This window comes from Cognatishimia maritima (genome assembly GCF_900129685.1).
Classification (GTDB): Bacteria; Pseudomonadota; Alphaproteobacteria; order Rhodobacterales; family Rhodobacteraceae; genus Cognatishimia; species Cognatishimia maritima.
In genome coordinates this window covers 811,168-835,777 of record NZ_FQWM01000001.1, presented here as the reverse complement: position 1 = coordinate 835,777, position 24,610 = coordinate 811,168, and the positions used below count along the sequence as shown (strand labels likewise).

Here is a 24,610-nt window from a genome sequence, read left to right as displayed (position 1 = left end):
ACGTTGGGCGCTGTTACGCCAGCAAATCGAACCGATCTGACTCCATAACCTTGGTCCAGGCTGCGACGAAATCTTTTACGAATTTCTCGTGGTTGTCGTCTTGAGCATAGACCTCTGCATAGGCGCGCAGGATTGAGTTTGACCCAAAGACCAAATCAGCGCTGGTGGCGGTCCATTTCACGTCGCCGGTTTTCCGGTCGCGGATTTCATAGGTGCCGCCATCGACCGGGTGCCAACTGTTGGCCATGTCAGTCAGGTTGACAAAGAAGTCCGTGGTCAAAGCGCCTTCGCGATCAGTAAAGACGCCCAGCTTGCTGCCGCCATGGTTGGTGCCAAGGCCGCGCATACCGCCCAAAAGAACGGTCATTTCTGCCGCCGTCAGCCCCATCAGCTGCGCGCGATCCAGCAGCATTTCCTCGGCGGAGACGGCATAGGCCTCTTTCTGCCAGTTGCGGAAGCCGTCTGCGACAGGTTGCAGCACGTCGAAACTTTCGGCATCGGTCATGCTGTCATCCGCATCCCCGCGGCCCGGCGTGAACGGCACCTCAACCGCGTGGCCGCCCGCTTTGATGGCCATCTCCAAACCGACATTGCCGCCCAGAACGATGGAATCCGCGATGGATGCACCGGCCTCAGCAGCCAGCGGTTCCAGAACGCCCAGAACCTTGGCCAGCCGCGCAGGTTCGTTGCCCGGCCAATCCTTTTGCGGTGCAAGGCGGATGCGTGCCCCGTTGGCACCCCCACGATTGTCAGAACCCCGGAAGGTGCGCGCGCTGTCCCAAGCGGTGGCGATCAACTCGGCCGACGTCAGGCCGCTGTCGGCAATCTTCGCTTTCAGCGCAGCGACGTTATAACCGGTTGGTCCCGCTGGGATCGGGTCCTGCCAGATGAGGTCTTCTGCAGGGACATCTGGTCCGATGTAGTTGGCCCGAGGTCCCATATCGCGGTGGGTCAGTTTGAACCAGGCGCGGGCGAAAGTGTCTTTGAAATATTCCGGGTCCGCCATGAATTTTTGGCAAATCGCATTGTAGATCGGGTCGACCTTCATCGCCATATCCGCGTCCGTCATAATCGGGCTTTGCGGTGTGCGGCTGTCGCCCGCATTTGTTGGCTTTTCGCTGTCAGGCATATCGACGGGCTGCCATTGCCACGCGCCAGCCGGGGATTTTGCGAGCTCCCATTCCCATCCAAAGAGATAGTCAAAATAACCCATATCAAACTTTGTCGGTTCTTTGGTCCATGCGCCTTCAATGCCCGAGGTAAAGGACTTTGACGCCGTGCCACCCTGATCAGGGTTCGCCCATCCAAAACCTTGTTCTTCGATTGCAGCGCCTTCGGGCTCCGCACCGATATTGTCGCCAGCCAAAGCACCGTGGGCTTTACCGATTGTATGGCCGCCGCAGGTCAGCGCTGCGGTTTCTTCGTCATTCATCGCCATGCGGGCGAAGGTTTCACGAACATGCAAAGCGGTGCGGGCCGGGTCGGGTTTGCCGTTCACGCCTTCGGGGTTCACATAGATCAGGCCCATGTGCACCGCAGACAGCGGGTTTTCCAGCGTGGAGGCATCATCCAAGTCATCGTAGCGATTTTCGGATGGGGCCAGCCATTCGTTTTCTGACCCCCAATAGACGTCCGTCTCTGGCCCCCAAATGTCTTCGCGACCAAAGCCAAAACCAAAGGTTTTCAGGCCAGCGGCCTCATACCCCATATTGCCTGCTAGAATGATCAGGTCAGCCCAAGACAACGCATTGCCGTATTTCTTTTTCACGGGCCACAACAGACGACGCGCTTTGTCGAGGCTCGCATTGTCAGGCCAGGAATTGAGCGGCGCAAAACGAATATTGCCATGGCCCGCGCCACCGCGACCGTCTTGCATGCGGTAGGACCCGGCAGAGTGCCACGCCAACCGAACCATCAGCCCGCCATAATACCCCCAGTCTGCGGGCCACCAGTCTTGGTTTTTCGTCAAAAGCGCTTTGACGTCAGCCTTCACCCCCTCAAAATCGAGTCCCTTAACAGCCTCGCGGTGATTGTACTCCGCATCCATCGGATTGGTGCGCGCACCATGCTGATGCAAAATGCCAAGGTTCAGGGACTTGGGCCACCATTTGGTAACGGGCTTGTCCAAGGAAGTATTGCCGCCGTGATTGACTGGGCATCCGCCGAGACCTTGAGAAGAATTGCCGTCCATTTTGTCTCTCCTACAAAAAGGGGGTGATTGAATGCGTTCAGGCTAGCCGGGCAATTTGATAATCTCCAATTGAAAAAAACTTTATCTTTGATAATTAAAATTAATGATTAATCTGACCCTCAAACATTTCCGCTATTTTGACGCCCTTGCGCGGCATGGGCATTTTGGCCGCGCGGCAGAGGCCTGTTCGATTTCGCAACCAGCGCTGTCGGTGCAGATCAAAGAGTTGGAGGCCATGCTTGGCGCGCCTTTGGTGGAACGCTCTGCGCGCAAAATTCGCCTGACCACCTTGGGGGAGGAATTTTTGGAGCGTGCCCAAAAGGTACTGGCGGATGTCGAGGCAATGGGCGATCTGGCGCGCTTATCAGAAGGCCCTTTAAAGGGGCGTTTGCGCATGGGGATCATCCCCACCGTTGCGCCCTATCTTTTGCCAGCCATCATTCGCGGGCTTTCCGAAGAACTGCCCGATCTTGAATTGCGCCCGCGCGAAGCCGTGACGCAATCTCTGCTTGATGATCTGCGCCACTCGCGGCTTGATTTTATTGTTGCCGCTTTACCGGTCTCTGAACCCGCGTTCCGAGAGTTTGCGCTGTTTGACGAGGAATTTGTGCTCGTGCGCGCGGGGCAGGACGCCCATAAACCCGTACCAAGCCCGAGTAAATTGCAGGAGATGAAGCTGCTTTTGTTGGAAGAAGGGCATTGCTTCCGCGATCAGGCGCTGGAATTTTGCGAGATCAAGCAATCCGATCCGAGTCTTTTGATGGAAGGCTCATCCTTGTCGACGTTGGTGCAGATGGTGGATGCCGGGCTTGGTCTGACGCTGATCCCGGAAATGGCCATCACATTAGAACAGCGCGGGACATCCGTGTCCTTGTCGCGATTTGAAAGTGCCCCGCCCAAGCGGACGATAGGCATGGTGTGGCGCAGAACAAATCCTTTGCAGAAACAGCTGCTAGATTTGGGCAGTATGCTGCGGCGGATTGGGCAAGAACGGCAGGATCGGCTTTGATGACAGGCTGGCAGGGGCTTTGCCCCTCTGCGCCTTGCGCATTCACCCCAGAGCATTTTTGCAAAGGTGAAGGATGTGCGGACACCTACAAGGGCGTGTTGACCTGTTTGATCCGGGTGGATAGGCTGGGCGGGCTGAAAAGGAGACCCTGACGATGGACAAAGTAGCTTAACCGCTCGCATTTTCTGGCGTGAGAACGCCGCACCTTTTCAGAGGAGCATCCTGACAATGGACAAGTCTGGCTAGTGCCTTCGGGCGCGTCATTGCTGTGCCAAGCGCAGCCCATTTCCATAAAATTCAGGAGGGGTCTATGCCCAAATCCAAGAAACCTGCGCGTAAGCGCAGCGCCGGTCTTATTGTGCCCAAGAAGCCGGCTGTGACATCCCCCAAAAAACCGCAACCGAGCGACAATTGGAAAGGTCGATCCTCGCAACGCGCGAGACGTGGGAAACCGATGCTTTTCCCCGGTCGCACCGGCGGGCGGTAACACGTGGCCCTGTCCGGCCTTGATGCCGGGCAGGGCTTTGGGGCAAGGTGCAGAGCATGAAAGAAACCGAGTTATATGGTCCGGTGAAGGCCTGGCTTGAGGGGCAGGGGTTTGTGGTCAAAGCCGAAGTGGGGGCTGCGGATGTTGTGGCCTGCCGCGCGGATGAGGACCCCGTGATTGTCGAGTTAAAAACCGGCTTTTCCCTGACACTGCTGCAGCAAGCAGTCGCGCGTCAGCGCTTGTCCGACTGGGTTTATGTCGCCGTGCCGCGCTGGAAAGGCAAATCCGCCTGGCGGTCTTTCAAAGCCAATGTGGGTCTGTGCAAGCGGCTTGGCATAGGCGTGATCTCGGTCAATTTGGTCGATCAAACCGTCCACGTGCATGCCGATCCGGCCGAGTTTCGCCCGCGTAAGTCAAAGCCCCGCAAGGGTGCCTTGCTGAAAGAGTTCAGCCGTAGGGTAGGCGACCCTAACCTCGGTGGCACCAACGGCAAAATCGTCACCGGCTATCAGCAGGAAGCAGAACGGTGTTTGTCCTTTGTCATAGAGCATGGTGCAAGCCGAGGCGCTGATGTGGCCAAGGGCGCTGGCGCGCCTTCAGCCACCGCAATTATGCGCGACAACCATTATGGCTGGTTCAACAAAGTTGAGCGTGGTGTCTATGCGGCGAGCCCCGAGGGACTCGCCAGAAACCAGTCTTAGTTAGACACAGTTTCAAGTGTTGCCGTGCTGATGCGGTTTTCAAACATATGCGGCATGTAGATCGTATTGCCCAAAACCGTGATGTCTGCTGTGCTCTGCGGCATTTGCAGAACCTCGGTGGCCTGACCGTCGACGACAGAGAAGATTTTACCATTGATCCAGTCGTTTACGATGAAACCTTCTGCTGTTTTGGCGACGCCATCAAGATTGCCCAGCTCAGCGACAATCGTAGTGGCTTCTTTGGTCGCGATGTTCACCGCAATCAAATCGCCCGGTTTTTCGGTTGAAAAATCTTGCTGCATCCCCGGTCCCCAATGGCCGATCACCAAAGTCACGCCGTCGGTCCACAGTCCGTTTGGGTGGGGCAGGCCTGGTGCAGAGTAGAACGGTGATACTTCGCTGCCATCAAAGCTGTAGATCACGCCGGTAAACATATCCGAGATAAACGCGCGATCACCGGAGGCTGTGATGTCGTTCAGGAATGCCGCGCCCTCGGGTGAGACGGTCTGGGTGATTTCTCCGCTGGCCCTGTCGATGACATGAAACTTGGTGAGATCAGAGACCAGAAGGCTATCGCCAAAGAGCGCCATGCCCTTCGGGGCATCCATGCCGGTGGACCACTTTTGTTCGATGACTTTGCCATCAAAGGAAACCAGACTGATATAGCCCACGCCATCTGCCTCAGCGGGATGACCAACAATGTTAGAGACATAAAGCTGCTCGTTGGCAGCGTCGGCGACGATGGATTCAGGATGTTCAAACCCGGTGATCTCCCATGCGTTGGCAGTGGAAGCCATCAGGGCGAATGCAATAGCGAAGTGTTTCATTGGGGATGTCCTTTCGTGTTGTTCTTACTCGAAAGGAGGTATTTTTGATCCATATTGCAATATTGAGCGAATTGGGTATCAATTAGTGATACGAAATAGCAGGTGTTGGTATGGAAAACAGATTGCTTGCGGATGCATTTGAAATTTTGAAGCGCACATTGCGAGCGCGGGGCATGACCTATGCCATGGTCGGAGAGGCGCTTGGCCTTTCAGAGGTTTCCGTGAAACGCATGTTTGCACAGCGTGATTGCAAGATGTCCCGGTTGTTTGAGCTATGTGACCTGCTGGAGTTGCCCCCTGAAGAAGTGCTGCAACGTGCACGGCGCACGCAAGCCGCCGCTGCCTATTTGCCGCGCGAAACTGAGGCGGCGCTAGCAGCAGATGCGTCGTTGTTCCATTTCTTCATTCTGTTGCGTGAAGATTTCCCGGCGCCAGAAATTGCAAAGATCTATGGGCTGACACCTCTTGATATCGATCATTATGGCCGCTCGCTGGAAATGATGGGCCTCGCAGAGTTGATGCCGGAAGGACAAATCCGCCTGAAAGTGACGCAGCCGTTTAAGTTTCGGCCCTTCGGCGCGCTTCATCCCCATGTAAAACGGATCAGCCAGCAGTTTGTTTTAGACACAATCGATAGAGCGAATGAAGAAGATCTTGCTTTCACAACTTTGGGTCGCCGAATGCTGCCCGACACCGTGCGACAGGTTGTTAAGGAAATGGGGGAGTTTCAGGCCCACATCGCCAACCTTGCCCGGCAAGATCAGATGATTGCCTCAGACAAGGAGTTGGTCTCGTTCAAATGGACCGCCGCCATGGGCGTTCTGAGCTATCCTGATCTCTTGCAAATCCAGTCTGTTAAGCGACCCGCCGCCGTCGCTTCTTAAAGCGCCTAAAAAGCCATCAGAAAATTTTGCTAAGCTTGTTGACTCCCTGCTTTGACATGCCTAGCTATTCGCCTGTTAGCACTCGCCGATTGGGAGTGCTAATCGCTCCGCTCGGAGTGAGGGAGAAACTAAAGTAGGGAAACCTAACCATGGCATTTACACCACTGCATGACCGCGTGTTGGTTCGTCGCACTGAAAGCGAAGAGAAAACAGCAGGCGGCCTGATTATTCCAGATTCCGCAAAAGAAAAACCAGCTGAAGGCGAAGTAATCGCAGTCGGCGAAGGCGCACGCAAAGACAGCGGCGAGTTGATCGCACCAGCTGTGTCTGCTGGCGACAAGGTTCTGTTCGGCAAATGGTCCGGCACTGAAATCACCCTCGAGGGTGAAGAGCTGCTGATCATGAAAGAGTCCGACATCATGGGCATCCTGTCCTAAGTCGCAGACCCTGAACACAACACCGAAACATAGAAATTAGGAGCTATCAAAATGGCAAAAGAAGTCAAATTTGATACCGATGCCCGCAACAAAATGCTGCGCGGTGTGAACGTACTGGCGGACGCCGTCAAAGTGACCCTGGGCCCAAAAGGCCGTAACGTCGTTCTGGACAAATCCTTCGGCGCACCACGCATCACCAAAGACGGTGTCTCTGTCGCCAAAGAGATCGAACTGGAAGACAAGTTCGAAAACATGGGCGCACAGATGGTGAAAGAAGTTGCGTCTCGTACCAACGACGAAGCGGGCGACGGCACCACCACCGCGACCGTTCTCGCACAAGCCATCGTCAAAGAAGGCCTGAAGCAGGTTGCAGCTGGTCTGAACCCTATGGACCTGAAGCGCGGCATCGACCTGGCGACAGCCAAAGTTGTTGAAGGCATCAAAGCCTCTGCACGTGCGGTAAAAGACTCTGCAGAAGTGGCGCAGGTTGGTACCATCTCTGCCAACGGCGAAGCCGAAATCGGTCAGCAGATCGCAGACGCGATGCAAAAAGTTGGCAACGAAGGCGTCATCACCGTTGAAGAAAACAAAGGTCTGGAAACAGAAACCGTTGTTGTCGAAGGCATGCAGTTTGACCGCGGCTACCTGTCCCCATACTTCGTGACCAACCCAGACAAGATGATTGCAGAACTCGAAGACTGCATGGTTCTGCTGCACGAAAAGAAACTGTCTTCCCTGCAGCCAATGGTTCCACTGCTTGAGCAAGTGATCCAGTCCCAAAAGCCGCTTCTGATCATCGCAGAAGATGTTGAAGGCGAAGCGCTGGCAACTCTGGTTGTGAATAAACTGCGCGGCGGTCTGAAAATCGCAGCTGTTAAGGCACCTGGCTTCGGCGACCGTCGTAAAGCCATGCTGCAAGACATCGCGATCCTGACCGGTGGCCAAGTGATCTCTGAAGATCTGGGCATGAAACTTGAGTCCGTGACCATGGACATGCTGGGCACCGCGAAGAAAATCCAGATCACCAAAGACGAAACAACCATCGTTGACGGTGCTGGTAACAAAGCAGAGATCGAAGCACGTGTTGCTCAGATCCGCACTCAGATCGAAGAAACCACCTCTGACTACGACCGTGAAAAGCTGCAAGAGCGCGTTGCCAAACTGGCAGGCGGTGTTGCTGTGATCCGCGTTGGCGGCATGACCGAGGTTGAAGTGAAAGAACGCAAAGACCGCGTTGACGATGCACTGAACGCGACCCGCGCTGCGGTTCAAGAAGGTGTGATTGTTGGTGGTGGTGTTGCGCTGGTTCAGGCCGGTAAAGCGCTTGCATCCCTGAAAGGTGCAAATGCTGACCAAGACGCAGGCATCAAGATCGTGTCTAAGGCAATCGAAGCGCCTCTGCGCCAAATCGCAGAGAATGCTGGTGTCGACGGTGCAGTTGTTGCTGGCAAGGTCCGTGAGAGCGATGACCTGGCGTTTGGTTTCAACGCGCAGACTGAAGAATATGGCGACATGTTCGCATTCGGTGTGATCGACCCTGCAAAAGTTGCGCGTACTGCGCTGGAAGACGCGGCATCCATCGCAGGTCTGTTGATCACAACAGAAGCGATGATTGCTGACAAGCCAGCGAAAGACGGCGGCGCACCTGCAATGCCTGACATGGGCGGCATGGGCGGCATGGGCGGCATGATGTAATCAGCCGCACAAACGCGTGAGAACTGAGGGTCGTGCCATTTTGGCGCGGCCTTTTTTCGTTGCGCTGTGGTAATGCCTTCGGCGAAGGTATTTGGACCAAGAAGAAAGCCTATCGATGCATTTATTTCTGCTGACAGTCCTGACAATGATCGCTTTCGCCGCCAATTCGGTGCTGAACCGGATGGCCATCGTCGACGGGGATATGGATGCGGTTGCCTTTGCCGTGGTTCGGGTTTTGGCTGGAGCGGTCATGCTGGCGGTCGTTGTGCTTGTTCGGCGCCAGTCCTTTGATTTCACCGTGCTGCGCAGACCCGTAGGCGTGGTCGCGTTGCTGGTCTACCTTTTCGGCTTTTCCTTTGCTTATCTTGAACTGCCGTCGGGCGTCGGGGCGCTGTTGTTGTTTGGCATGGTGCAGATCACCATGTTCGCGGCGGCCCTGCGCGACAGGGATGCGATCCCGGCACTCAGATGGGCGGGAACGGCGATTGCATTCCTTGGGCTGTGCTGGATGCTGTGGCCGCAACCGGATGCCAAAACGCCGGTCGTTGCCATGGCGGCGATGCTATTGGCAGGCGTGGGTTGGGGTGTCTATTCGCTGGTCGGCAAACGCGCAGGAGACCCCACGCAGGCCACAGCCATAAACTTCATACTGGCCGCGCCGGTGGCCGCGCTAAGCCTGCTGGTCTGGCCTGTGGAGTGGAGCGGGGTCTCTGCTTCAGGCGTTTGGCTGGCAATTGCCTCGGGTGCTGTGACCTCTGGCCTTGGCTATTCGCTGTGGTACGCGATTGTTCCGCGCCTTGGATCGACGCGCGCGGCTGTTGCACAGCTGACCGTGCCTGTCATCGCAACGCTGGGCGGGGCACTGTGGCTCTCTGAGGTCGTGACGCTGCAACTGGCAATCGCGACGGCCTTGGTGTTGGGTGGCGTGGCTTTGGCAATGCTGCGCGCCTAGGGCGCGAAAATAATCATTTGCGCTAAGGGTTTTGTGGCTATGCTCATCCGATGTCGACACGTTGGATTGGAGCACTCGCGCTTTATGCGCTGCTACTGGGCGGTGGGTTCCTGATTGGGAACGCCTCGCCGATGTGGCTGCATGTGCCAGGAGAGGACAGCGGGCCATTTGGTTGGATGACATTGGTTGTCGCGGGGCTGTTCCTTGTGACCTCTGCGATACCATTTGTACCCGGCGCAGAGATCGGATTTGGCCTGATGATGGTCTTCGGCGCGCGCATTGCAGTGCTGGTCTACCTCTGCATGGTGGCGGCGCTTTGGTTGGCCTTTGCGGTTGGGCATCTTGTGCCGCTCTCGCTGCTGACACGGATTTTTACAGCGCTGCATTTGAAACGCGCGGCATTCTTTGTGCGGCAGGCAGAGGAGATGACCGGGGCAGAGCGGCGCAGTTTCCTGACCCAAAACGTACCCGGGCGCTACCTGCCGCTATTGTTGCGCTACCGCTATCTGGCCATCGCGGTCTTATTTAACATTCCGGGCAATGCGGTGCTGGGCGGCGGCGGCGGGATTGCGCTTTTCGCGGGGATGAGCCGGCTGTATTCGCCCGTTTGGTTTTGTGTGGCAACGGCGCTTGCAGTGGCGCCGGTGCCAATTTTATTCCTGCTGTTCGGCGTCCACCTTTAGGCGGCTGTCAAACCCTGCAGGCTGCGCACCTCAAGGTCGCCCTTACGCAGTGCTTGGATGGCAAGCGCAGCAGAATGCGATCCCGCAGCCGTCGTGAAATATGGGATGCGGTCGTTCAGAGCCACGGCGCGGATATCGCGGCTGTCTTCAACCGCCTGCGCGCCTTCTGTGGTGTTCATCACCAGCGCAATCTCGTCATTCTTCAACAGATCGACGATGTTCGGGCGCCCTTCGTAGACTTTGTTGACCCGCTCACAGGCGACGCCTTGCTCTGACAGCCAAGACGACGTGCCGGTTGTGGCAACAAGGCTAAAGCCCATTTCAATCAAGAGGGTCGCTGCTTCGAGCATCAGTGGTGTTTTGTCCGCATCTTTGATCGAAATAAAGACCTTGCCTTCCGTTGGCAGCTTCATGCCCGCGCCCATCTGTGCCTTCAGGAAGGCGGTCGCAAAGTCGCGATCCCAGCCCATCACCTCGCCGGTCGAGCGCATTTCTGGCCCAAGGATCGTATCCACACCGGGGAAACGGTTGAACGGCATCACGGCCTCTTTGACGGAGAACCAAGGCATATTCGGGTCGGCCAAGGTCATCTGGTCTGCGATTGGTTGCGGCTGGCTGATGTCTGTGCCTTCCTGATAAGGGGCACGTAGCGGGAAGTTCGACAGAGGCTCTCCAGCCATCAGACGCGCTGCGATGGACGCAATCGCACTGTCGGTGGCTTTCGCCACAAACGGCACGGTCCGAGATGCGCGCGGGTTCACCTCGATAAGATAAACCTCGTTGTCTTTGGTGGCGAACTGAACATTCATCAGACCTTTGACGTGCAGCGCTTTTGCAAGAGCGACGGTTTGGCGCTTGATTTCTTCGATCAGGTCCTTGGACAGGCTGTAGGGCGGCAAAGAGCAAGCAGAGTCACCAGAGTGCACGCCCGCTTCTTCGATGTGCTGCATGATGCCCGCGATATGCACGTTTTCGCCATCACACAGCGCGTCGACGTCCAGCTCGGTTGCGCCATCCAGATAACTGTCCAGCAGAACCGGGCTGTCACCAGAAACGACAACCGCCTCAGAGATATAGCGCTCCAACTGCGCCATATCCCGCACGATTTCCATCGCGCGACCGCCCAGAACGTAGGACGGGCGGATCACCAGCGGGAAGCCGATTTCTTCGGCGATTTCAAGCGCCTGCGCATCGGTGGACGCGATGCCGTTGTGCGGCTGTTTCAATCCGAGTTCGTTCACAAGCGCTTGGAAACGTTCACGGTCCTCGGCAAGGTCAATCGCGTCTGGCGTCGTGCCGAGAATCGGAATGCCGGCTTCTTCCAGCGCGTTTGCAAGTTTCAGCGGGGTCTGCCCGCCAAATTGAACAATCACACCATGCAACGTGCCGCTTTCCTGTTCCACGCGCAGGATTTCCATGACGTGCTCAAATGTTAGCGGCTCAAAATACAAGCGATCAGACGTGTCGTAGTCGGTTGAAACCGTTTCGGGGTTACAGTTGACCATGATGGTTTCATAACCGGCATCCGTCAGTGCATAGCAGGCGTGACAGCAGCAATAGTCAAATTCAATCCCTTGGCCGATCCGGTTTGGACCACCGCCCAGAATGACCACTTTTTTGCGGTCTGATGGGCGTGCCTCACATTCGGCTTCGTCAAACACCGGCTCTTCGTAGGTCGAGTACATATATGGCGTCTGCGCCTCAAACTCAGCTGCGCAGGTGTCAATGCGTTTGAACACAGCTTTCACGCCAAGGTTCAGGCGCGCACGGCGCACGTTGTCTTCGTCGCGGCCAGTCAGTTTGGCCAGACGTGCATCAGAGAACCCAAGCATTTTCAGGTGACGCAGCCCCTTCGGCTCGAGCGGAAGACCGTTCTTGCGCACCTCGGCTTCAGCATCGATGATTTCGCGAATGCGGTCCAAGAACCATGGGTCAAACATGGTCACGTTTTGGATTTCTTCGTTGGTCAAACCGTGACGCATAGCCTGCGCGATCACCCGCAGACGGTCTGGCGTCTGTTTTGACAACGCGCGCACGATGGCTGGCTTTTCTGGCGCGCCTTCAATTGCGATTTCGTCAAATCCGGTCAGACCAGACTCCATCGAGCACAGGGCTTTTTGCATCGACTCATGGATTGTGCGTCCGATTGACATCGCCTCGCCCACGGATTTCATCGCTGTGGTCAGATAGGGTTCAGAGCCGGGGAATTTCTCAAACGCGAATTTCGGGATCTTGGTGACGACATAGTCGATGGTTGGTTCAAAGGACGCAGGCGTCACCTTGGTGATGTCGTTGTCCAATTCATCCAGCGTGTAGCCCACCGCCAGTTTCGCCGCGATCTTTGCGATTGGGAAACCGGTTGCCTTAGAGGCCAATGCAGAAGAACGAGACACCCGTGGGTTCATCTCGATCACCACCATGCGGCCGTCCACCGGGTTCACGGCCCACTGAACGTTAGAGCCGCCGGTCTCAACACCGATTTCGCGCAGAACATTCACGGAATGGTTCCGCATGATCTGATATTCTTTGTCGGTCAGCGTCAGGGCAGGGGCCACCGTGATCGAGTCGCCGGTGTGCACACCCATTGGGTCAACGTTTTCGATCGAACAGACGATGATCGCGTTATCCGCTTTGTCGCGGACCACTTCCATTTCGTATTCTTTCCAACCCAGCAGGCTTTCATCGATCAGGATCTGGTTAACCGGAGAAGCATCCATGCCTGTGCGGCAGAAGTGCATGTAGTCTTCGCGGTTATAGGCCACACCGCCACCGGTGCCGCCCATGGTAAAGGCCGGGCGGATGATCGCGGGCAGGCCGATGTCTTCCAACTCTTCCAACGCAAGGCGCACGCCTTCGTCCAGATCGTCCTCGCCATTCTCTTTCTTCGGCGCTGTCACGATGGAGGCACGTGGGTTTTCGATGCCCAAACGATCCATCGCTTCGCGGAACAGTTTGCGATCTTCTGCCATTTCAATCGCATCACGCTTTGCGCCGATCATCTCTACGCCGAACTTGTCCAGCACACCCATTTCTTCCAGTGCCAGCGATGTGTTCAGACCCGTTTGACCGCCCATTGTGGGCAGCAGCGCATCGGGGCGTTCTTTCTCGATGATCTTAGCCACAACTTCTGGGGTGATTGGTTCAATATAGGTTGCGTCTGCAAGGCCCGGGTCCGTCATAATCGTGGCCGGGTTCGAGTTCACGAGGATAACCCGGTAGCCTTCTTCGCGCAGCGCCTTACAGGCTTGTGCGCCAGAGTAGTCAAACTCACAGGCTTGGCCGATCACAATAGGACCAGCGCCGATAATCATGATGGAGGAGATGTCGGTTCTTTTGGGCATGGCAGACCTCGGGTTTGGTGGCGGGTATGGGTGGGCAGCACCACCGTGTGCGCAAATTGTCGTGGGTTATACGGATCAAACGCCAAGGCGCAAGTGCATTTGCGGATTATTCCGCATCGCTTTGCGCCAAGCAGACAAGCCACACGCGACTGGCCTTGCCGCTTTGTGCGGCAGAGTGGTGATTCCTGTCGATTTCTGGGCTGCGCGCGCGCTGTAGGGACGCTATATCAGGCGGATCAAGATGGAAAGGCAAGCGCGTGCAGATTCGGTTTGATCAGGGGCCTCTCGGGGCGGGCACATGGTTTGATGCGCCTGAAACGATGATTGTCGCCCAGACGCCGGATCAGGTCGATGTGGCCTTCGCAGCGATGGATGCCGCACGCGCGGACGGTAAGTGGCTTGCGGGCTATGCGACCTACGAACTTGGCTATGTTCTTGAACCCAGATTGTACGGACGCATGCCCAAGGAACGACGCCTGCCGCTGTTGTGTTTCGGGGTTTATGGCGCACCCGGTCTTAAAGCGCTGGCGCATGGCTCCGCGCTGCTGGACCAGCCCGTCCCACGTTGGGATCAGTCACGGTATCAGCAAGCCTTTGATCAGGTGAACGCCTACATCGGTGCGGGCGATATCTATCAGGCCAACCTGACCTTCCCGATGGACACAAATTATGAGGGCGCTTCAGAGGCGCTTTATGCTGCCTTGTCTACGCGGCAGCCCGTGGGGCAGGGCGCGATGGTCTTGCAGGAAGGGTTGCCGGATCTCCTCAGCCGCTCGCCTGAACTGTTTTTCCGCACCACAAGCACCGGCGTCATTGAAACCCGCCCCATGAAAGGCACGCAGCCCCGCTCGCAGGACCCAGACGAGGACGCCAAGCGGGTCGCCTTTTTGCAAGCCGATGAAAAGAACCGCGCCGAGAACTTGATGATCGTTGACCTTTTGCGCAATGACATCAGCCGTGTTGCCGAACTTGGCTCGGTGCATGTGCCCGAATTGTTCAAAGTTGAAAGCTACGCCACGGTGCATCAGATGGTGTCTCTCGTGCGCGCGCGCCTGCGCCCCGAGGCAACGCTGGCCGAGATTTTCGCGGCGCTATTCCCTTGCGGATCGATCACCGGCGCGCCGAAGTTGCGAGCGATGGAAATCCTGAATGACCTCGAACCATGGGCGCGCGACATCTATTGCGGCACCATCGGCTGGGCTGCCCCGGACGGGCGCAGCGATTTCAATGTGGCGATCCGCACGCTTATGGTCGAGGATGGCAAGGCAACCTTGAACGTGGGCGGCGGCGTTGTCTGGGACAGCACCGGCCCATCTGAATATGAGGAAGCGTTGTGGAAAGCACGATACGCGGCGGCGTTCCAGTTGGAACGCGACTGATCGAAACCTTTGGCTGGACGCCGGAAGGTGGCTATGCGCGTTTGGATATGCACCTTGCGCGCATGGCAGATTCTGCGCGCCAATTGGGCTTTGGCTTCGACGCAGCGGCGGCGCAAGCGTGCCTGAAAGCGCAGGGCGATGTGCCGCTGCGCTGTCGTCTGACTTTGGGCGCAGAGGCGGACGCAGAGGGATTTGAGTTTACATCGGCCCCTTTGGCACCAAATCCAGCATCTTGGACCGTGGCGATTGCGGAACAAAAGCTCATGTCCAGTGATGTCTGGCTGAGGCACAAAACCACCCAACGGCAGACCTATGATGCCGCCCGCGCCAATCTCCCGTCTGGCATTGATGAGTTGATTTTCCTCAACGAAAACAATGAGATTTGCGAAGGCACGATCACAAATATCTTCGTCACACTGCCCGATGGTCGCTGCATCACGCCGCCTATCTCCTGCGGGCTATTGCCGGGCGTTTTACGTCAGTCTTTGCTGCAAGCTGGCAAAGTGACTAAGGCGGTTGTCACCCAAGACATGCTGCGTTCTGCGACAGCGCTTCATGTCGGTAATTCGCTGCGTGGCTTGATCCCGGCAAAGCTGGTCTGACATTGCTCTATTGCGCCGCCTCCCGGTGCTGTTGACTTGCCTCGTGATAAAGGTAGTCCCGCGTCAAGGGCACGCTTTCCTGTTTGCGAGACAGCTGGAACTGAAACACACACTGGCGATGCAGGCGGAATGTGAGTTCGCTGGCGACAAGGTAAAACCGCCACATGCGGCAAAAGCGGTCATCATAAAGATCGCGCGCCTCTTCGATGTGGGCCATAAAACGATCATGCCAGTGTTTCAGCGTCTCTGCGTAATGCAAACGCCAAACCTCAACATCCGTCACCCATAGCCGCTCTTTTTCAATCGCTTGTAGCGCCTCTGACATGGCGGGGACATAGCCGCCGGGAAAGATGTATTTGTTCACCCAAGGGCTGGTCCGGCTGGGCGGAGAGGCACGGCCGATGGTGTGGATCAACGCCACCCCGTTCTTCGTCAGCTTCTTGCGGACATGGTCAAAATATTCTCGGTAATGCGGCACGCCCACATGTTCAAACATGCCCACAGACACTATGCGATCAAATCGCTTATCGAGTTCGCGGTAATCCTGCAGTCGAATATCAATGCGGTCTTCTAGCCCCGCGTCTTTGACGCGCTGGACCGCCACGGCGTGCTGTTCTTCTGAGAGGGTCACACCCGTGACCCGCGCGCCATATTCTTGCGCCAAGGTCAGCGCCATTCCGCCCCAACCACAGCCTATATCCAGCACTTGCATATCCGGCTCGATCAACAGCTTGTTGGCGATATGCCGTTTCTTGGCCAGTTGCGCGGCTTCCAATGACATGTTGGGATCCGTGAAATAGGCGCAGCTGTATTGTTTGTCCTGATCCAGAAAGAGGTCATAAAGCCTGCCCGACAGGTCATAGTGATGTGCGACATTGTCTTTGGCACGCCCCACCGGATTGAACTGCTGAAACCGGCGTAACCACGGGCTGATGTGGCGCTCCACGCCGTGTCCTTGGCCCAGCGAAAAGTTCCGTATCCCAAGCGCTAAGAACCCATAAAGGTCATCATCTTCAATCGTCAGCGTGCCATCCATATACCCTTCGCCCACCGCCAGTTCAGGGCTTAGGACGATACGTCTGGGCAGGCTGGGATCGGTCATTTTGATCCGGATCGGGTCACCGCTGCCAAAGCGTTCAACCGATCCGTCAGGCATTGTGATTTCAAGCGCGCCGCGTTTGATCAGCTGGCGCATCATCCTTAGGAATAAGGTCGTCCACATACCTTCCCCCATGCTGTCGCCAGCGGGAAATGCTGGCTCTCCCTGACCAAATTCTGCAAGAAACACGGCGGCTTTGTAAAGTTTTTCCCGCCTAGGCAGTATGGGGGGCCTTGATTTGGCTCAAAAGGCAGCGTCCTGACTGGGGTCTGGGCGGCACAAAGGTGACTTCCGGCTTGACTTCCCGACCTACAAACGGTGTATCACTCCAGACTGATTTTGCGCGCATTTAGTGCGCCCTAAGACATGCCCGACGAAAGGCCTAGACGAATGGCAGATTCCATGCACGCATACCGCAGCCACACCTGCGCCGCGCTGACCAAATCCAACGTAGGTGAGACCGTGCGTCTTGCGGGCTGGGTCCACCGCGTCCGAGATCACGGCGGCGTTCTGTTCATCGACCTGCGCGACCACTACGGCGTGACCCAGGTGATTGCAGATGGCGACAGCCCGGTGTTTGCTGCGCTGGAAAAAGTGCGTTCCGAATGGTGTATCCGCATCGACGGCAATGTGCTGGCGCGTGACGAAAGCCTTGTGAACAAAAACCTGCCGACCGGTGAAATCGAAGTTTTCATTCGTGATCTAGAGGTTCTGGGCACATCCGAAGAACTGCCGCTGATGGTTTTTGGCGATCAGGAATACCCGGAAGAAACCCGTCTGAAGTACCGCTTCTTGGACCTGCGTCGCGAACAGATGCAGGAAAACATGAAGCTGCGCTCTGACGTTGTGATGTCCATGCGCAAACGCATGTGGGATCTGAACTTCCGCGAGTACCAAACGCCGATCATCACCGCGTCTTCGCCGGAAGGCGCGCGCGACTTCCTCGTGCCGTCTCGTCTGCATCCGGGCAAATTCTATGCCCTGCCACAAGCCCCGCAGCAGTTCAAACAGCTGATGATGGTTGCGGGCTTTGACAAGTATTTCCAAATCGCGCCGTGCTTCCGTGACGAAGATCCGCGTGCGGACCGGTCCCCGACCGACTTCTACCAGCTCGACATGGAAATGAGCTTTGTCGAACAGCAGGACGTCTTTGACACCATCGCACCGGTTCTGGCGGGTGTGTTCGAAGAATTCGGCGGGGGCCGCAAAGTGGACGCGCCAAACGAATGGCCGCAGATTTCCTACAAAGATGCCGCGCTGAAATATGGCACTGACAAGCCAGACCTGCGCAACCCGATTGAGATGCAGGTTGTCTCTGAACATTTCGCGGGGTCTGGGTTTGCGATCTTTGCGAAGCTGCTGGAACAAGAAGGCACCCAAATTCGTGCGATCCCGGCGCCAACGGGTGGTTCGCGTAAGTTCTGCGACCGGATGAATAAGTTCGCCCAGCAAGAAGGTCTGCCGGGCATGGGGTATATCTTCTGGCGCGATCAGGGCGAAGGCATTGAAGCTGCCGGTCCACTTGCCAAAAACATTGGACCAGAACGCACCGAAGCGATCCGTCAACAACTTGGTCTGGGCGTTGGCGATGCGGCCTTCTTCCTTGGCGGCAAACCGAAGTCCTTTGAAAAGGTTGCGGGCAAGGCGCGTGATGTGATTGGCGAAGAACTTGGCCTGATCGACAAAGACCGTTTTGCGTTCGCTTGGATCGTCGACTTCCCGATCTACGAACAGGACGAAGAAACCGGCAAGATCGACTTTGAACACAACCCGTTCTCGATGCCGCAAGGTGGGATGGACGCACTGTTGGGTGACCCGCTTGAGGTCAAAGGTTTTCAGTACGATCTGGCCTGCAATGGCTATGAACTCGTGTCTGGTGCGGTGCGGAACCACAAGCCAGAGATCATGTTCAAAGCCTTTGAAATCGCGGGATATGGCGAGGACGAAGTGCGCAAACGTTTTGGTGCGCTTGTGAATGCCTTCCAATACGGCGCGCCACCTCACGCGGGCTGTGCTGCAGGTGTGGACCGTATCGTTATGCTGCTAGCAGATCAGCAGAACATCCGCGAAGTGGTCATGTTCCCGATGAACCAGCGCGCCGAAGACCTGATGATGAACGCGCCAAGCGACCCAACCAGTGACCAGCTGATGGAACTGGGCCTGCGTGTCATCCCGCAGGATTAATTTCAGTGCAATCGACGATTTGGAAAAGGGGGCTTCGGCCCCTTTTTTCGTGCTTGCTACACAGCCTCCCGCTTGTCCAAATGTCCGGACAGAAGGGTGGTCAACAGCGCCAGATGGGGTGCACTCTCCTTGTTTTTGTAAAGCGCACTTAGCAGGTGATCTGTGGAGCGGATCAGGGCTGTGTCTCCGGCACTGCGGGCGACTCCCGACAGAAACTGCGCGACATAGGACAGCGTGGCCCGGTCTGGCGTGCCAATTAACAAGTCGGCGGCATGGCTGAGGTCATCCAGAAACGCGATATGGTCGGGGACAATCTTGCTGACCGGCAGGGCTCGTAAGACGTCAGGCTGCTTGTCGCGCGGCAGAACCCCTAAAACCGCTTGCTGAAACGCTGCGAGTGACATCAGGGGTTTTGCCAAGAACCGATCAGCCCCTGCCGCGCGGGCCGCAGGACCAAGATGGGCGTCGCCGGACATGGCCAGCAGCGCCTCAACGCGTGGTGAGGCTGCGTTCAGTTCCCGGATCAGCGCAAGGCCAGAGCCATCGGGCAGCCCCAGATCAATAATCGCAACCGAAGGCCGATAGACCCGCAAATGCCGGTGGGCAGAGGCGAGGCAATCAGCGCGTCGAATGCGCGCGCCGCTTTTCAGGCACATCAAGCGCAGGGCATCGCTTGCATATCGGCTGTCTTCGACAACCAGAACCGTCATGCCCATCAGGGGCCGATCGGCTGTCGGGGTTGTCAGGTGGCCTGAAAATTCGTCCATCGGCGCTCCTCCTGCGCGGGGGGGGGGGTGGCTTTGGCGGGGGCGACGCTACGTTATTCGCAAGTTAGCTAATATGTCGTTAACCCCGCGACCGCCTGTCGCTTGTCAGGCGCTGTGACCTCCCCCATAACAGCCTCACTTAAAAACGCTGAGGAGACGCCAATGATTGGCAAATTGAACCATGTTGCGATTGCCGTGCCCGATCTGGAGGCCGCCGCAGACCAATACCGCAACGCGCTGGGCGCAAACGTTGGCGCACCACAGGATGAACCGGATCACGGCGTGACCGTGATTTTCATCGAACTGCCCAACACCAAAATCGAATTGCTGTATCCGCTGGGCGAAAACAGCCCGATCCAAGGATTTCTGGATAAAAACCCGTCGGGCGGCATCCATCACGTCTGCTATGAAGTCGAGGATATCCTTGCCGCGCGCGACCATCTGAAAGCAACGGGCGCACGGGTTCTGGGCAGCGGAGAGCCGAAAATCGGCGCGCATGGCAAGCCTGTGTTGTTCCTGCATCCGAAGGACTTCAACGGTTGTCTGGTTGAGCTAGAGCAGGTCTAATTCGCCGCAGGTCTTCGCCTTAAATTGAAAGAAGCCGCCCTTGTCGGGGCGGCTTTGGCGATTTAGGTAGTCTGTCATTGATTAGGAGCGCCCATGTCCATCACATCTGCGATCGTTTTGTACGCCGTTTGCTGGTTTATGACATTTCTGGTGGTCATTCCGATCCGCCTGCAAACGCAGGGGGACGTCGGGAAAATCGTACCGGGCACACAGGCCGGCGCGCCAGAGCATCACTACCTCAAGAAAAAGGCGTGGATCACCACGGGTGTTGCTGCGGTGATCTGGGCGATCCTTTATTGGATCATCAGCCAAGGCATTATCGAAGTGCGCGATTTCGACTGGATGGACCGTTTGCCGCCGGTCGGGTCAGAATAACCCAACCATCATCAAAGGTGATCCGCGAACCTTTGCGATGCTACGCTGCGCGCCGTGAGCCGGTGGTAGACATGCGTAAAGGTCGCGGCCCCTAGGATCGGCACCAGCAGGTTGATCACCGGGATCGATAGCGGCATCGCCATCAGAACGCCCGCCGCCCAAATCGTAGGAAAATGTTCGCGGCGCAGCGCCTTTGCGCCCTTACGTCCAACGCGGCGCATGGCCACAAGCGTGAAATATTCGCGACCGAGCAAGAAACCGTTTAAGCCCCAGAACACAAAGGGCGCAAGTGGCGGAAGTCCGAAATAAATCAGCAATGCCAATATGTTGGCGATGATCATCAAGCCAAGAAAACTGAAAGTATCGATGACGCCTTCCAATATGCCGGGATTCTTGGCGGCGGGAAGCGTCGGGTAATGACGATCTTCGACAGCGTCAGCGACCTGATCCAAAAACATCGACGTGATGGCCGAGGCAACGGGCACCATCAGAAAGACAGACGCGATCATCATCATGATCAGCGACCCGATGCCAATAGAGGCACCAATCCATGCGCTTTCCCCGAACCAATCTGCCAAAAGCTCTGGCAGGCCAACCCAGTTCAAAAGGCCAACGAACAGCAAATAGGCCACAAACAGCAGCCCCAGCGTCAATCCAATCCCGCGCCAAAAGACCTTGCGAAACCGCAGGTCCAGCATTTGGTTCACAGCCTTGATAAAGGACGAGAAGATCACGCCAAGCGCCATGTGACCTTCTCCTCGACATTGGGGCGTGGTCGTTCTGGCGGGGCGAATTTCTCTGTGCCGATATGCACGATGCCAACAACGGATTCATGGGACGCTAGGCCAAGGCCCGTTTCCACAAATGCGCGATCATGCGCAGGCCAGCCCGTCAGCCAGTTGGCTCCCCAACCGGCAGCAAGCGCCGCATTCAAAAGCGACAGGCACACCGCGCCCGCCGAATAGGTTTGTTCGATCGCGGGCACCTTAGGGCTGTCGACCGGGCTTTCAACGACAACAACCGCCAGATTGCCGGTGTCAAACTGGTTGCGCCCTTTCTCCGTCTGGACCTCATCCAAACCTAGCGCTGCTGCGCGTTCGCCTGCCAATGTGCCCAAGCCCTTCAAAGCCTCACGCCCCAGGACGATCAATCGCCAAGGCTCCAACTTGCCATGGTCGGGCGTGCGCAGAGCAGCCTCAAAGATAGGGGCGAGGTCCGCCTGTGTCGGAATGGGTGTGGTCAGCGTCTTTGCGGGACGAGAGCGGCGGCTGAGCAAAAACTCCAGCGCGGCATCATTGCGGTCGGGCATCGGGGTCTCCTGTCGGTTGTTCCCCATGTCTGCTGAACACACAGGAATTTCAACCAGTAAGCGGAGATTTCTAGGACAAATGCCCAGCTATTTGTCGTCGCGGTCGATCCGGTAGACACCCTCTGGCAAGTCCAAGGCGGCAGCCAAATCTTCGGCCTGCGACAGCGATAGCGTGATCTTTTGCACCGTTTCAGTGCGCGGATCGAGCTGCTCTATCGTGATGCAGTCCTCAAAGAGGTTAATGGAAATGTCTTCTTGCAGATGGGCTGCGCCTTCATCGACAAGCGTTACGACGGTGGAGTCAAATTCGTGCTCGATGCTGAACATGGTTTCAGCCTAGCGCAGGATGCGGAAAGAACAAGCCAGAAAGCGCGCCTTTGCGCGCAGATCGCGCTGCTTTGCAGAGAATGTGACAAAGCGCCCGCGATTATCACTTTAGTGAATGTTGCAATCACAGTAATCTGCTTCGGAAGGAGCGGTGATGGTTGGTGTTCGGGCAGGTATCCTGTTGTTATTTTTAGGGCTTTCTGCCTGCGGTGTTCCGTCGCCTCAGACTGAACTTGAACCGCCAGCAGATGGCTTTGGCGACGTTGTGAACCGGCTTGCGCCCGTTGTGCAGAACACTTGCCTTGAAGTCGCGGTGGTCAAAAACTGCCGCATTCGACTTTATGTGGCCGAGGCCGAAGATGGCACCGCAAATGCCTTTCAATCGATCGATGCGCTTGGGCGACCCTTTGTGGTCATCACCACGGATCTTGTGGCCGAAACCCGGAATGAAGACGAATTGGCACTGATCCTTGCCCATGAGGCGGCGCATCACATCCTAAATCATCTAGCGCGCCAGAAAGCGGATTCCGTGCAGGCGTCCAACGCACTCGGAGAGGCGGCCCGCCGCGAGGGGGCAGATGGGCCAACCGTACGCGAAGCCAGAGAAGTCGGGGCCTTTGTGGGCGCGCGGCTCTTCGCACAGGAATACGAGCTTGAGGCGGATGCGCTGGGTGCCATCATCCTGCGCCGTGCGGGGTTTGACCCGTTGCGCGCCGTCGCGTTCTTTGATCGCATTCCCGATCCCGGCAATCATGCCCTGAACTCTCATCCCTCCACCGCAGAACGTCGTGCGGCTGTGCGCAAAGCCGACTTGCGCGGTTTGTTGCCAGAGACCGCGCTGGCAGTTTTGCCTGCGGCTCCCTAAATATATTCCCTACCGGTAAAAATGAGGTCACGATGAAGCAAACACAATTGGCTGTCTTTGGTGCTCTACTGGCTGTTGCTGGCTGTATTGAAACAACGGGCACCGCACCAACATCAACAAGCGCGCCAACACCCCTAAGCGCAAATGACCCTGCGGTTCAGCGCTATAGTCGGGTGGTTGCCAATATGGAGCCGATTGCCGAACAGGCCTGCCGGCAACGTGTGCGTTCTGGTGTGAACTGTGATTTCCTGATCACGTTGGACCGTGATCCGCGCAAGCCATCCAATGCCTACCAATCTCTGGATGCGAACGGTCGCCCGGTTCTGACCTTCACAGCGGCAATCCTTAAGGACTTTGAAAACGACCACGAACTGGCATTTGTTCTGGGCCACGAGGCCGCGCACCATATCGAAGGCCACCTTGCCGAGGCGCGGCAAAACGCAACCATTGGGGCCTTGGTGGGCGGCGGTCTGGCCGTCTTGCTGGGCGGCGGAGAAACAGCCGTTGATGTCGGCCTTGATGTTGGGGGGAGTGTCGGCGCGCGGGTTTATTCCAAGGATCACGAATTGGAAGCCGACGCTTTGGGCACACGCATCACCCATGCCGCTGGGTATGATCCAGTCCGCGGTGCAGCGTTCTTCCAACGCATTCCCGATCCCGGTGATCGCTTCCTCGGAAGCCACCCGCCAAACGGGCAACGTATCGACACTGTCCGGCGCACAGCGGCGCAGCTTTGATGCGGCAAATCCTAAATGTTGTCAGTGATCGCGGCAGTAAATACGCGGTCACCGGCTGTCCGGTGCAAAGCCGCGAAGATATTGATGCCGCGCTTAAATTGTTGAAAAAAGACAAGAAGTTCGCCAAGGCGACGCATAACACCTGGGCGGCGATCCTGTCGGACGGGACCCCGATCAAAGGCGATGACGGTGAAAGCGGCGCGGGGATGGTGATCGTCAGGATGCTGGAACGGGCCGAGGTGCAGGATCACTTGATCGTCGTGACGCGCTGGTATGGCGGCACCAAATTGGGCGGAGATCGCTTTCGTCGCGTGCAAGACTGCGTGAATGCGTATCTGGAGACCGCCTGAGGGCGGTCAGAGGGTGTCAAAAACCGCGCTTGATACAGATCAAGGTCTGCTCTGCGGTGCTGGCGTATGCTCATTCCGGGAGAAGGAGTGCGCCGATGAACAAGCCAAAGACCGACAAGTCACCACAAACGCCCCTTAAGTCACATGTCTATCTCTTTGATATGATGGCGGAAAAACTGGGAAAAAGGCTGGAAGGTGCCGTGATCGACGGTGACATCACCGCTGATCAACTGGTGGCAGGTGTCTATCGCTGTTCTGCCTGCACGAAGGCCGAGGATTGCGCCGCGCGTTTGCCAAGCGAAGAAGATCTGCAGCAACCTTATGAGTATTGTCGGAACCAAGCGCTGTTTGCGAAGGTCTGAAAGTTCGACGCACTGGCAGGCGGTGGCAAAAACCGCTAAGCTTGCGGCGGGGATGCATTCTGTGTCGTGGAAGGACTGACATGAGACATGCATATGTATGGGGTGCTGCCCTGATTGTTTTGGGCGCATGCGCGACGCCGCGCGAACAATGTGAAGCGCGCGTGGATCGGGATATTACCCAACTTAAACAAGCAATTGCGATCAGCGAGGGCAATATCGCGCGCGGCTATGCCCTACGCGAAGATGTGACGCCACGCCTGCGCTATGGTCTTTGCACTGGTGGCGGCAATGTCCAGTCGTGCCTGAGAACGGAACATCAGACCAAAACCGTGCCCGTGGCCATCGATCTGGAAGAAGAAGCGCGCAAATTGGCCTCGGCCAAGCGGCGGCTTGCGCAGGAAGAGCGCGCCAATAGTGCCGCATTGGCGCAATGCGCAGCGGCCTATCCCGAAACCTGATCTGCGAAATCGGCAATTCCCA

Annotated in this window: 25 protein-coding genes; 17 read left to right on the top strand and 8 right to left on the bottom strand. The window is 56.9% G+C overall.

Translation table 11 applies throughout. The features are described 5' to 3' along the window. Nucleotides 1–13 precede the first annotated feature (13 nt). The gene (gene katG, locus BUA39_RS04370; RefSeq protein WP_072791310.1) at nt 14–2,191 is read right to left on the bottom strand and encodes a catalase/peroxidase HPI; all 2,178 of its coding nucleotides are present in this window, start codon (nt 2,189–2,191) and stop codon (nt 14–16) included. 103 nt (nt 2,192–2,294) lie between these two features. Here katG and BUA39_RS04365 point away from each other — a divergent pair, with 103 nt between their 5' ends. Together BUA39_RS04365 and BUA39_RS04360 are read left to right on the top strand one after the other, a co-directional pair. Continuing rightward, complete coding sequence (locus BUA39_RS04365) at nt 2,295–3,200, top strand: hydrogen peroxide-inducible genes activator (protein WP_072791308.1); 906 nt, start codon at nt 2,295–2,297, stop codon at nt 3,198–3,200. A gap of 543 nt (nt 3,201–3,743) precedes the next feature. Beyond that, nucleotides 3,744–4,388, top strand: coding sequence for a DUF2161 domain-containing phosphodiesterase (locus tag BUA39_RS04360; protein ID WP_072791305.1), 645 nt, complete (start codon nt 3,744–3,746; stop codon nt 4,386–4,388). Here BUA39_RS04360 and BUA39_RS04355 read toward each other — a convergent pair. Next, complete coding sequence (locus BUA39_RS04355; protein WP_072791304.1) at nt 4,385–5,215, bottom strand: SMP-30/gluconolactonase/LRE family protein; 831 nt, start codon at nt 5,213–5,215, stop codon at nt 4,385–4,387. The genes BUA39_RS04360 and BUA39_RS04355 overlap by 4 nt on opposite strands. 110 nt (nt 5,216–5,325) lie before the next feature. Here BUA39_RS04355 and BUA39_RS04350 point away from each other — a divergent pair, with 110 nt between their 5' ends. The 5 genes from BUA39_RS04350 (at nt 5,326) to BUA39_RS04330 (ending at nt 9,866) form a co-directional block, all read left to right on the top strand. Then, nucleotides 5,326–6,099 (top strand): helix-turn-helix domain-containing protein, encoded by a 774-nt coding sequence (locus BUA39_RS04350; RefSeq protein ID WP_072791302.1) that lies wholly within the window; start codon nt 5,326–5,328, stop codon nt 6,097–6,099. Between the two features lie 149 nt (nt 6,100–6,248). Continuing rightward, complete coding sequence (locus BUA39_RS04345) at nt 6,249–6,536, top strand: co-chaperone GroES (protein ID WP_072791300.1); 288 nt, start codon at nt 6,249–6,251, stop codon at nt 6,534–6,536. A gap of 51 nt (nt 6,537–6,587) precedes the next feature. Continuing rightward, the gene (groL, locus tag BUA39_RS04340) at nt 6,588–8,231 is read left to right on the top strand and encodes a chaperonin GroEL (RefSeq protein WP_072791298.1); all 1,644 of its coding nucleotides are present in this window, start codon (nt 6,588–6,590) and stop codon (nt 8,229–8,231) included. A gap of 115 nt (nt 8,232–8,346) precedes the next feature. Next, nucleotides 8,347–9,183, top strand: coding sequence for a DMT family transporter (locus BUA39_RS04335; RefSeq protein ID WP_072791738.1), 837 nt, complete (start codon nt 8,347–8,349; stop codon nt 9,181–9,183). A 50-nt stretch (nt 9,184–9,233) separates the two neighbouring features. Beyond that, a complete protein-coding gene (locus tag BUA39_RS04330) occupies nt 9,234–9,866 on the top strand; it encodes a hypothetical protein (protein WP_072791296.1) in 633 nt (210 codons plus the stop codon). Here the strand turns inward: BUA39_RS04330 and carB are convergent. Then, nucleotides 9,863–13,207 carry a carbamoyl-phosphate synthase large subunit gene (gene carB, locus BUA39_RS04325; RefSeq protein WP_072791294.1) on the bottom strand — a complete coding sequence of 1,115 codons (3,345 nt, stop codon included), beginning with the start codon at nt 13,205–13,207 and terminating at the stop codon, nt 9,863–9,865. The two genes, BUA39_RS04330 and carB, sit on opposite strands and share 4 nt — an antisense overlap. Nucleotides 13,208–13,464: 257 nt before the next feature. Between carB and BUA39_RS04315 the strand changes: the two genes are divergently transcribed. Then, nucleotides 13,465–14,586, top strand: coding sequence for an aminodeoxychorismate synthase component I (locus BUA39_RS04315; protein WP_072791290.1), 1,122 nt, complete (start codon nt 13,465–13,467; stop codon nt 14,584–14,586). After that, on the top strand, nt 14,541–15,188 hold the full coding sequence (locus tag BUA39_RS04310; RefSeq protein ID WP_072791288.1) for an aminotransferase class IV family protein: 648 nt from the start codon (nt 14,541–14,543) through the stop codon (nt 15,186–15,188). The genes BUA39_RS04315 and BUA39_RS04310 overlap by 46 nt, the downstream gene beginning before the upstream one ends. A gap of 7 nt (nt 15,189–15,195) precedes the next feature. Here BUA39_RS04310 and BUA39_RS04305 read toward each other — a convergent pair whose 3' ends face one another. Further along, nucleotides 15,196–16,410, bottom strand: coding sequence for an SAM-dependent methyltransferase (locus BUA39_RS04305; RefSeq protein WP_072791737.1), 1,215 nt, complete (start codon nt 16,408–16,410; stop codon nt 15,196–15,198). A 279-nt stretch (nt 16,411–16,689) separates the two neighbouring features. On the opposite strand from BUA39_RS04305, the gene aspS reads away from it, so the two are divergent. Continuing rightward, complete coding sequence (gene aspS, locus BUA39_RS04300; RefSeq protein WP_072791287.1) at nt 16,690–18,471, top strand: aspartate--tRNA ligase; 1,782 nt, start codon at nt 16,690–16,692, stop codon at nt 18,469–18,471. Nucleotides 18,472–18,527: 56 nt separating this feature from the next. Here the strand turns inward: aspS and BUA39_RS04295 are convergent, their stop codons facing one another. Next, on the bottom strand, nt 18,528–19,238 hold the full coding sequence (locus BUA39_RS04295; RefSeq protein WP_072791285.1) for a response regulator: 711 nt from the start codon (nt 19,236–19,238) through the stop codon (nt 18,528–18,530). Nucleotides 19,239–19,400: 162 nt separating this feature from the next. Between BUA39_RS04295 and mce the strand changes: the two genes are divergently transcribed. Both mce and BUA39_RS04285 read left to right on the top strand, forming a co-directional pair. After that, a complete protein-coding gene (gene mce / locus BUA39_RS04290) occupies nt 19,401–19,805 on the top strand; it encodes a methylmalonyl-CoA epimerase (RefSeq protein WP_072791283.1) in 405 nt (134 codons plus the stop codon). Nucleotides 19,806–19,898: 93 nt separating this feature from the next. Beyond that, on the top strand, nt 19,899–20,180 hold the full coding sequence (locus tag BUA39_RS04285; RefSeq protein ID WP_072791281.1) for a DUF1467 family protein: 282 nt from the start codon (nt 19,899–19,901) through the stop codon (nt 20,178–20,180). Between the two features lie 11 nt (nt 20,181–20,191). On the opposite strand, the gene BUA39_RS04280 is transcribed toward BUA39_RS04285, so the two are convergent. The 3 genes from BUA39_RS04280 to BUA39_RS04270 all read right to left on the bottom strand — a co-directional run bounded on the left by BUA39_RS04280 (nt 20,192) and on the right by BUA39_RS04270 (nt 21,816). After that, the gene (locus BUA39_RS04280; protein WP_207546191.1) at nt 20,192–20,926 is read right to left on the bottom strand and encodes an EI24 domain-containing protein; all 735 of its coding nucleotides are present in this window, start codon (nt 20,924–20,926) and stop codon (nt 20,192–20,194) included. Continuing rightward, complete coding sequence (locus BUA39_RS04275) at nt 20,911–21,489, bottom strand: nitroreductase family protein (RefSeq protein WP_072791279.1); 579 nt, start codon at nt 21,487–21,489, stop codon at nt 20,911–20,913. Before BUA39_RS04275 ends, BUA39_RS04280 begins: the two co-directional genes overlap by 16 nt. 87 nt (nt 21,490–21,576) lie before the next feature. Continuing rightward, nucleotides 21,577–21,816 (bottom strand): hypothetical protein, encoded by a 240-nt coding sequence (locus BUA39_RS04270; protein ID WP_072791277.1) that lies wholly within the window; start codon nt 21,814–21,816, stop codon nt 21,577–21,579. Nucleotides 21,817–21,970: 154 nt separating this feature from the next. Here BUA39_RS04270 and BUA39_RS04265 point away from each other — a divergent pair, with 154 nt between their 5' ends. The 5 genes from BUA39_RS04265 to BUA39_RS04245 all read left to right on the top strand — a co-directional run bounded on the left by BUA39_RS04265 (nt 21,971) and on the right by BUA39_RS04245 (nt 24,588). Next, nucleotides 21,971–22,681, top strand: coding sequence for a M48 family metallopeptidase (locus tag BUA39_RS04265; RefSeq protein WP_072791274.1), 711 nt, complete (start codon nt 21,971–21,973; stop codon nt 22,679–22,681). A gap of 32 nt (nt 22,682–22,713) precedes the next feature. Then, nucleotides 22,714–23,418 carry a M48 family metalloprotease gene (locus tag BUA39_RS04260; protein WP_072791273.1) on the top strand — a complete coding sequence of 235 codons (705 nt, stop codon included), beginning with the start codon at nt 22,714–22,716 and terminating at the stop codon, nt 23,416–23,418. Next, nucleotides 23,418–23,768 (top strand): YigZ family protein, encoded by a 351-nt coding sequence (locus BUA39_RS04255; RefSeq protein ID WP_072791271.1) that lies wholly within the window; start codon nt 23,418–23,420, stop codon nt 23,766–23,768. Before BUA39_RS04260 ends, BUA39_RS04255 begins: the two co-directional genes overlap by 1 nt. Before the next feature lie 95 nt (nt 23,769–23,863). Continuing rightward, on the top strand, nt 23,864–24,130 hold the full coding sequence (locus BUA39_RS04250; protein WP_072791269.1) for a DUF6455 family protein: 267 nt from the start codon (nt 23,864–23,866) through the stop codon (nt 24,128–24,130). Nucleotides 24,131–24,210: 80 nt separating this feature from the next. Next, the gene (locus tag BUA39_RS04245) at nt 24,211–24,588 is read left to right on the top strand and encodes a hypothetical protein (RefSeq protein ID WP_072791267.1); all 378 of its coding nucleotides are present in this window, start codon (nt 24,211–24,213) and stop codon (nt 24,586–24,588) included. The last annotated feature ends 22 nt before the right edge of the window (nt 24,589–24,610 follow it).

What these genes read in the sequence shown, in the direction of transcription:
- katG (WP_072791310.1), bottom strand. Translation starts at nt 2,191, where the DNA reads ATGGACGGCAATTCTTCTCAAGGTCTCGGCGGATGCCCAGTCAATCAC.
- BUA39_RS04365 (WP_072791308.1), top strand. Translation starts at nt 2,295, where the DNA reads ATGATTAATCTGACCCTCAAACATTTCCGCTATTTTGACGCCCTTGCG.
- BUA39_RS04360 (WP_072791305.1), top strand. Translation starts at nt 3,744, where the DNA reads ATGAAAGAAACCGAGTTATATGGTCCGGTGAAGGCCTGGCTTGAGGGG.
- BUA39_RS04355 (WP_072791304.1), bottom strand. Translation starts at nt 5,215, where the DNA reads ATGAAACACTTCGCTATTGCATTCGCCCTGATGGCTTCCACTGCCAAC.
- BUA39_RS04350 (WP_072791302.1), top strand. Translation starts at nt 5,326, where the DNA reads ATGGAAAACAGATTGCTTGCGGATGCATTTGAAATTTTGAAGCGCACA.
- BUA39_RS04345 (WP_072791300.1), top strand. Translation starts at nt 6,249, where the DNA reads ATGGCATTTACACCACTGCATGACCGCGTGTTGGTTCGTCGCACTGAA.
- groL (WP_072791298.1), top strand. Translation starts at nt 6,588, where the DNA reads ATGGCAAAAGAAGTCAAATTTGATACCGATGCCCGCAACAAAATGCTG.
- BUA39_RS04335 (WP_072791738.1), top strand. Translation starts at nt 8,347, where the DNA reads ATGCATTTATTTCTGCTGACAGTCCTGACAATGATCGCTTTCGCCGCC.
- BUA39_RS04330 (WP_072791296.1), top strand. Translation starts at nt 9,234, where the DNA reads ATGTCGACACGTTGGATTGGAGCACTCGCGCTTTATGCGCTGCTACTG.
- carB (WP_072791294.1), bottom strand. Translation starts at nt 13,207, where the DNA reads ATGCCCAAAAGAACCGACATCTCCTCCATCATGATTATCGGCGCTGGT.
- BUA39_RS04305 (WP_072791737.1), bottom strand. Translation starts at nt 16,410, where the DNA reads ATGTGGACGACCTTATTCCTAAGGATGATGCGCCAGCTGATCAAACGC.
- aspS (WP_072791287.1), top strand. Translation starts at nt 16,690, where the DNA reads ATGCACGCATACCGCAGCCACACCTGCGCCGCGCTGACCAAATCCAAC.
- BUA39_RS04295 (WP_072791285.1), bottom strand. Translation starts at nt 19,238, where the DNA reads ATGGACGAATTTTCAGGCCACCTGACAACCCCGACAGCCGATCGGCCC.
- mce (WP_072791283.1), top strand. Translation starts at nt 19,401, where the DNA reads ATGATTGGCAAATTGAACCATGTTGCGATTGCCGTGCCCGATCTGGAG.
- BUA39_RS04285 (WP_072791281.1), top strand. Translation starts at nt 19,899, where the DNA reads ATGTCCATCACATCTGCGATCGTTTTGTACGCCGTTTGCTGGTTTATG.
- BUA39_RS04280 (WP_207546191.1), bottom strand. Translation starts at nt 20,926, where the DNA reads ATGGCGCTTGGCGTGATCTTCTCGTCCTTTATCAAGGCTGTGAACCAA.
- BUA39_RS04275 (WP_072791279.1), bottom strand. Translation starts at nt 21,489, where the DNA reads ATGCCCGACCGCAATGATGCCGCGCTGGAGTTTTTGCTCAGCCGCCGC.
- BUA39_RS04270 (WP_072791277.1), bottom strand. Translation starts at nt 21,816, where the DNA reads ATGTTCAGCATCGAGCACGAATTTGACTCCACCGTCGTAACGCTTGTC.
- BUA39_RS04265 (WP_072791274.1), top strand. Translation starts at nt 21,971, where the DNA reads ATGGTTGGTGTTCGGGCAGGTATCCTGTTGTTATTTTTAGGGCTTTCT.
- BUA39_RS04260 (WP_072791273.1), top strand. Translation starts at nt 22,714, where the DNA reads ATGAAGCAAACACAATTGGCTGTCTTTGGTGCTCTACTGGCTGTTGCT.
- BUA39_RS04255 (WP_072791271.1), top strand. Translation starts at nt 23,418, where the DNA reads ATGCGGCAAATCCTAAATGTTGTCAGTGATCGCGGCAGTAAATACGCG.
- BUA39_RS04250 (WP_072791269.1), top strand. Translation starts at nt 23,864, where the DNA reads ATGAACAAGCCAAAGACCGACAAGTCACCACAAACGCCCCTTAAGTCA.
- BUA39_RS04245 (WP_072791267.1), top strand. Translation starts at nt 24,211, where the DNA reads ATGAGACATGCATATGTATGGGGTGCTGCCCTGATTGTTTTGGGCGCA.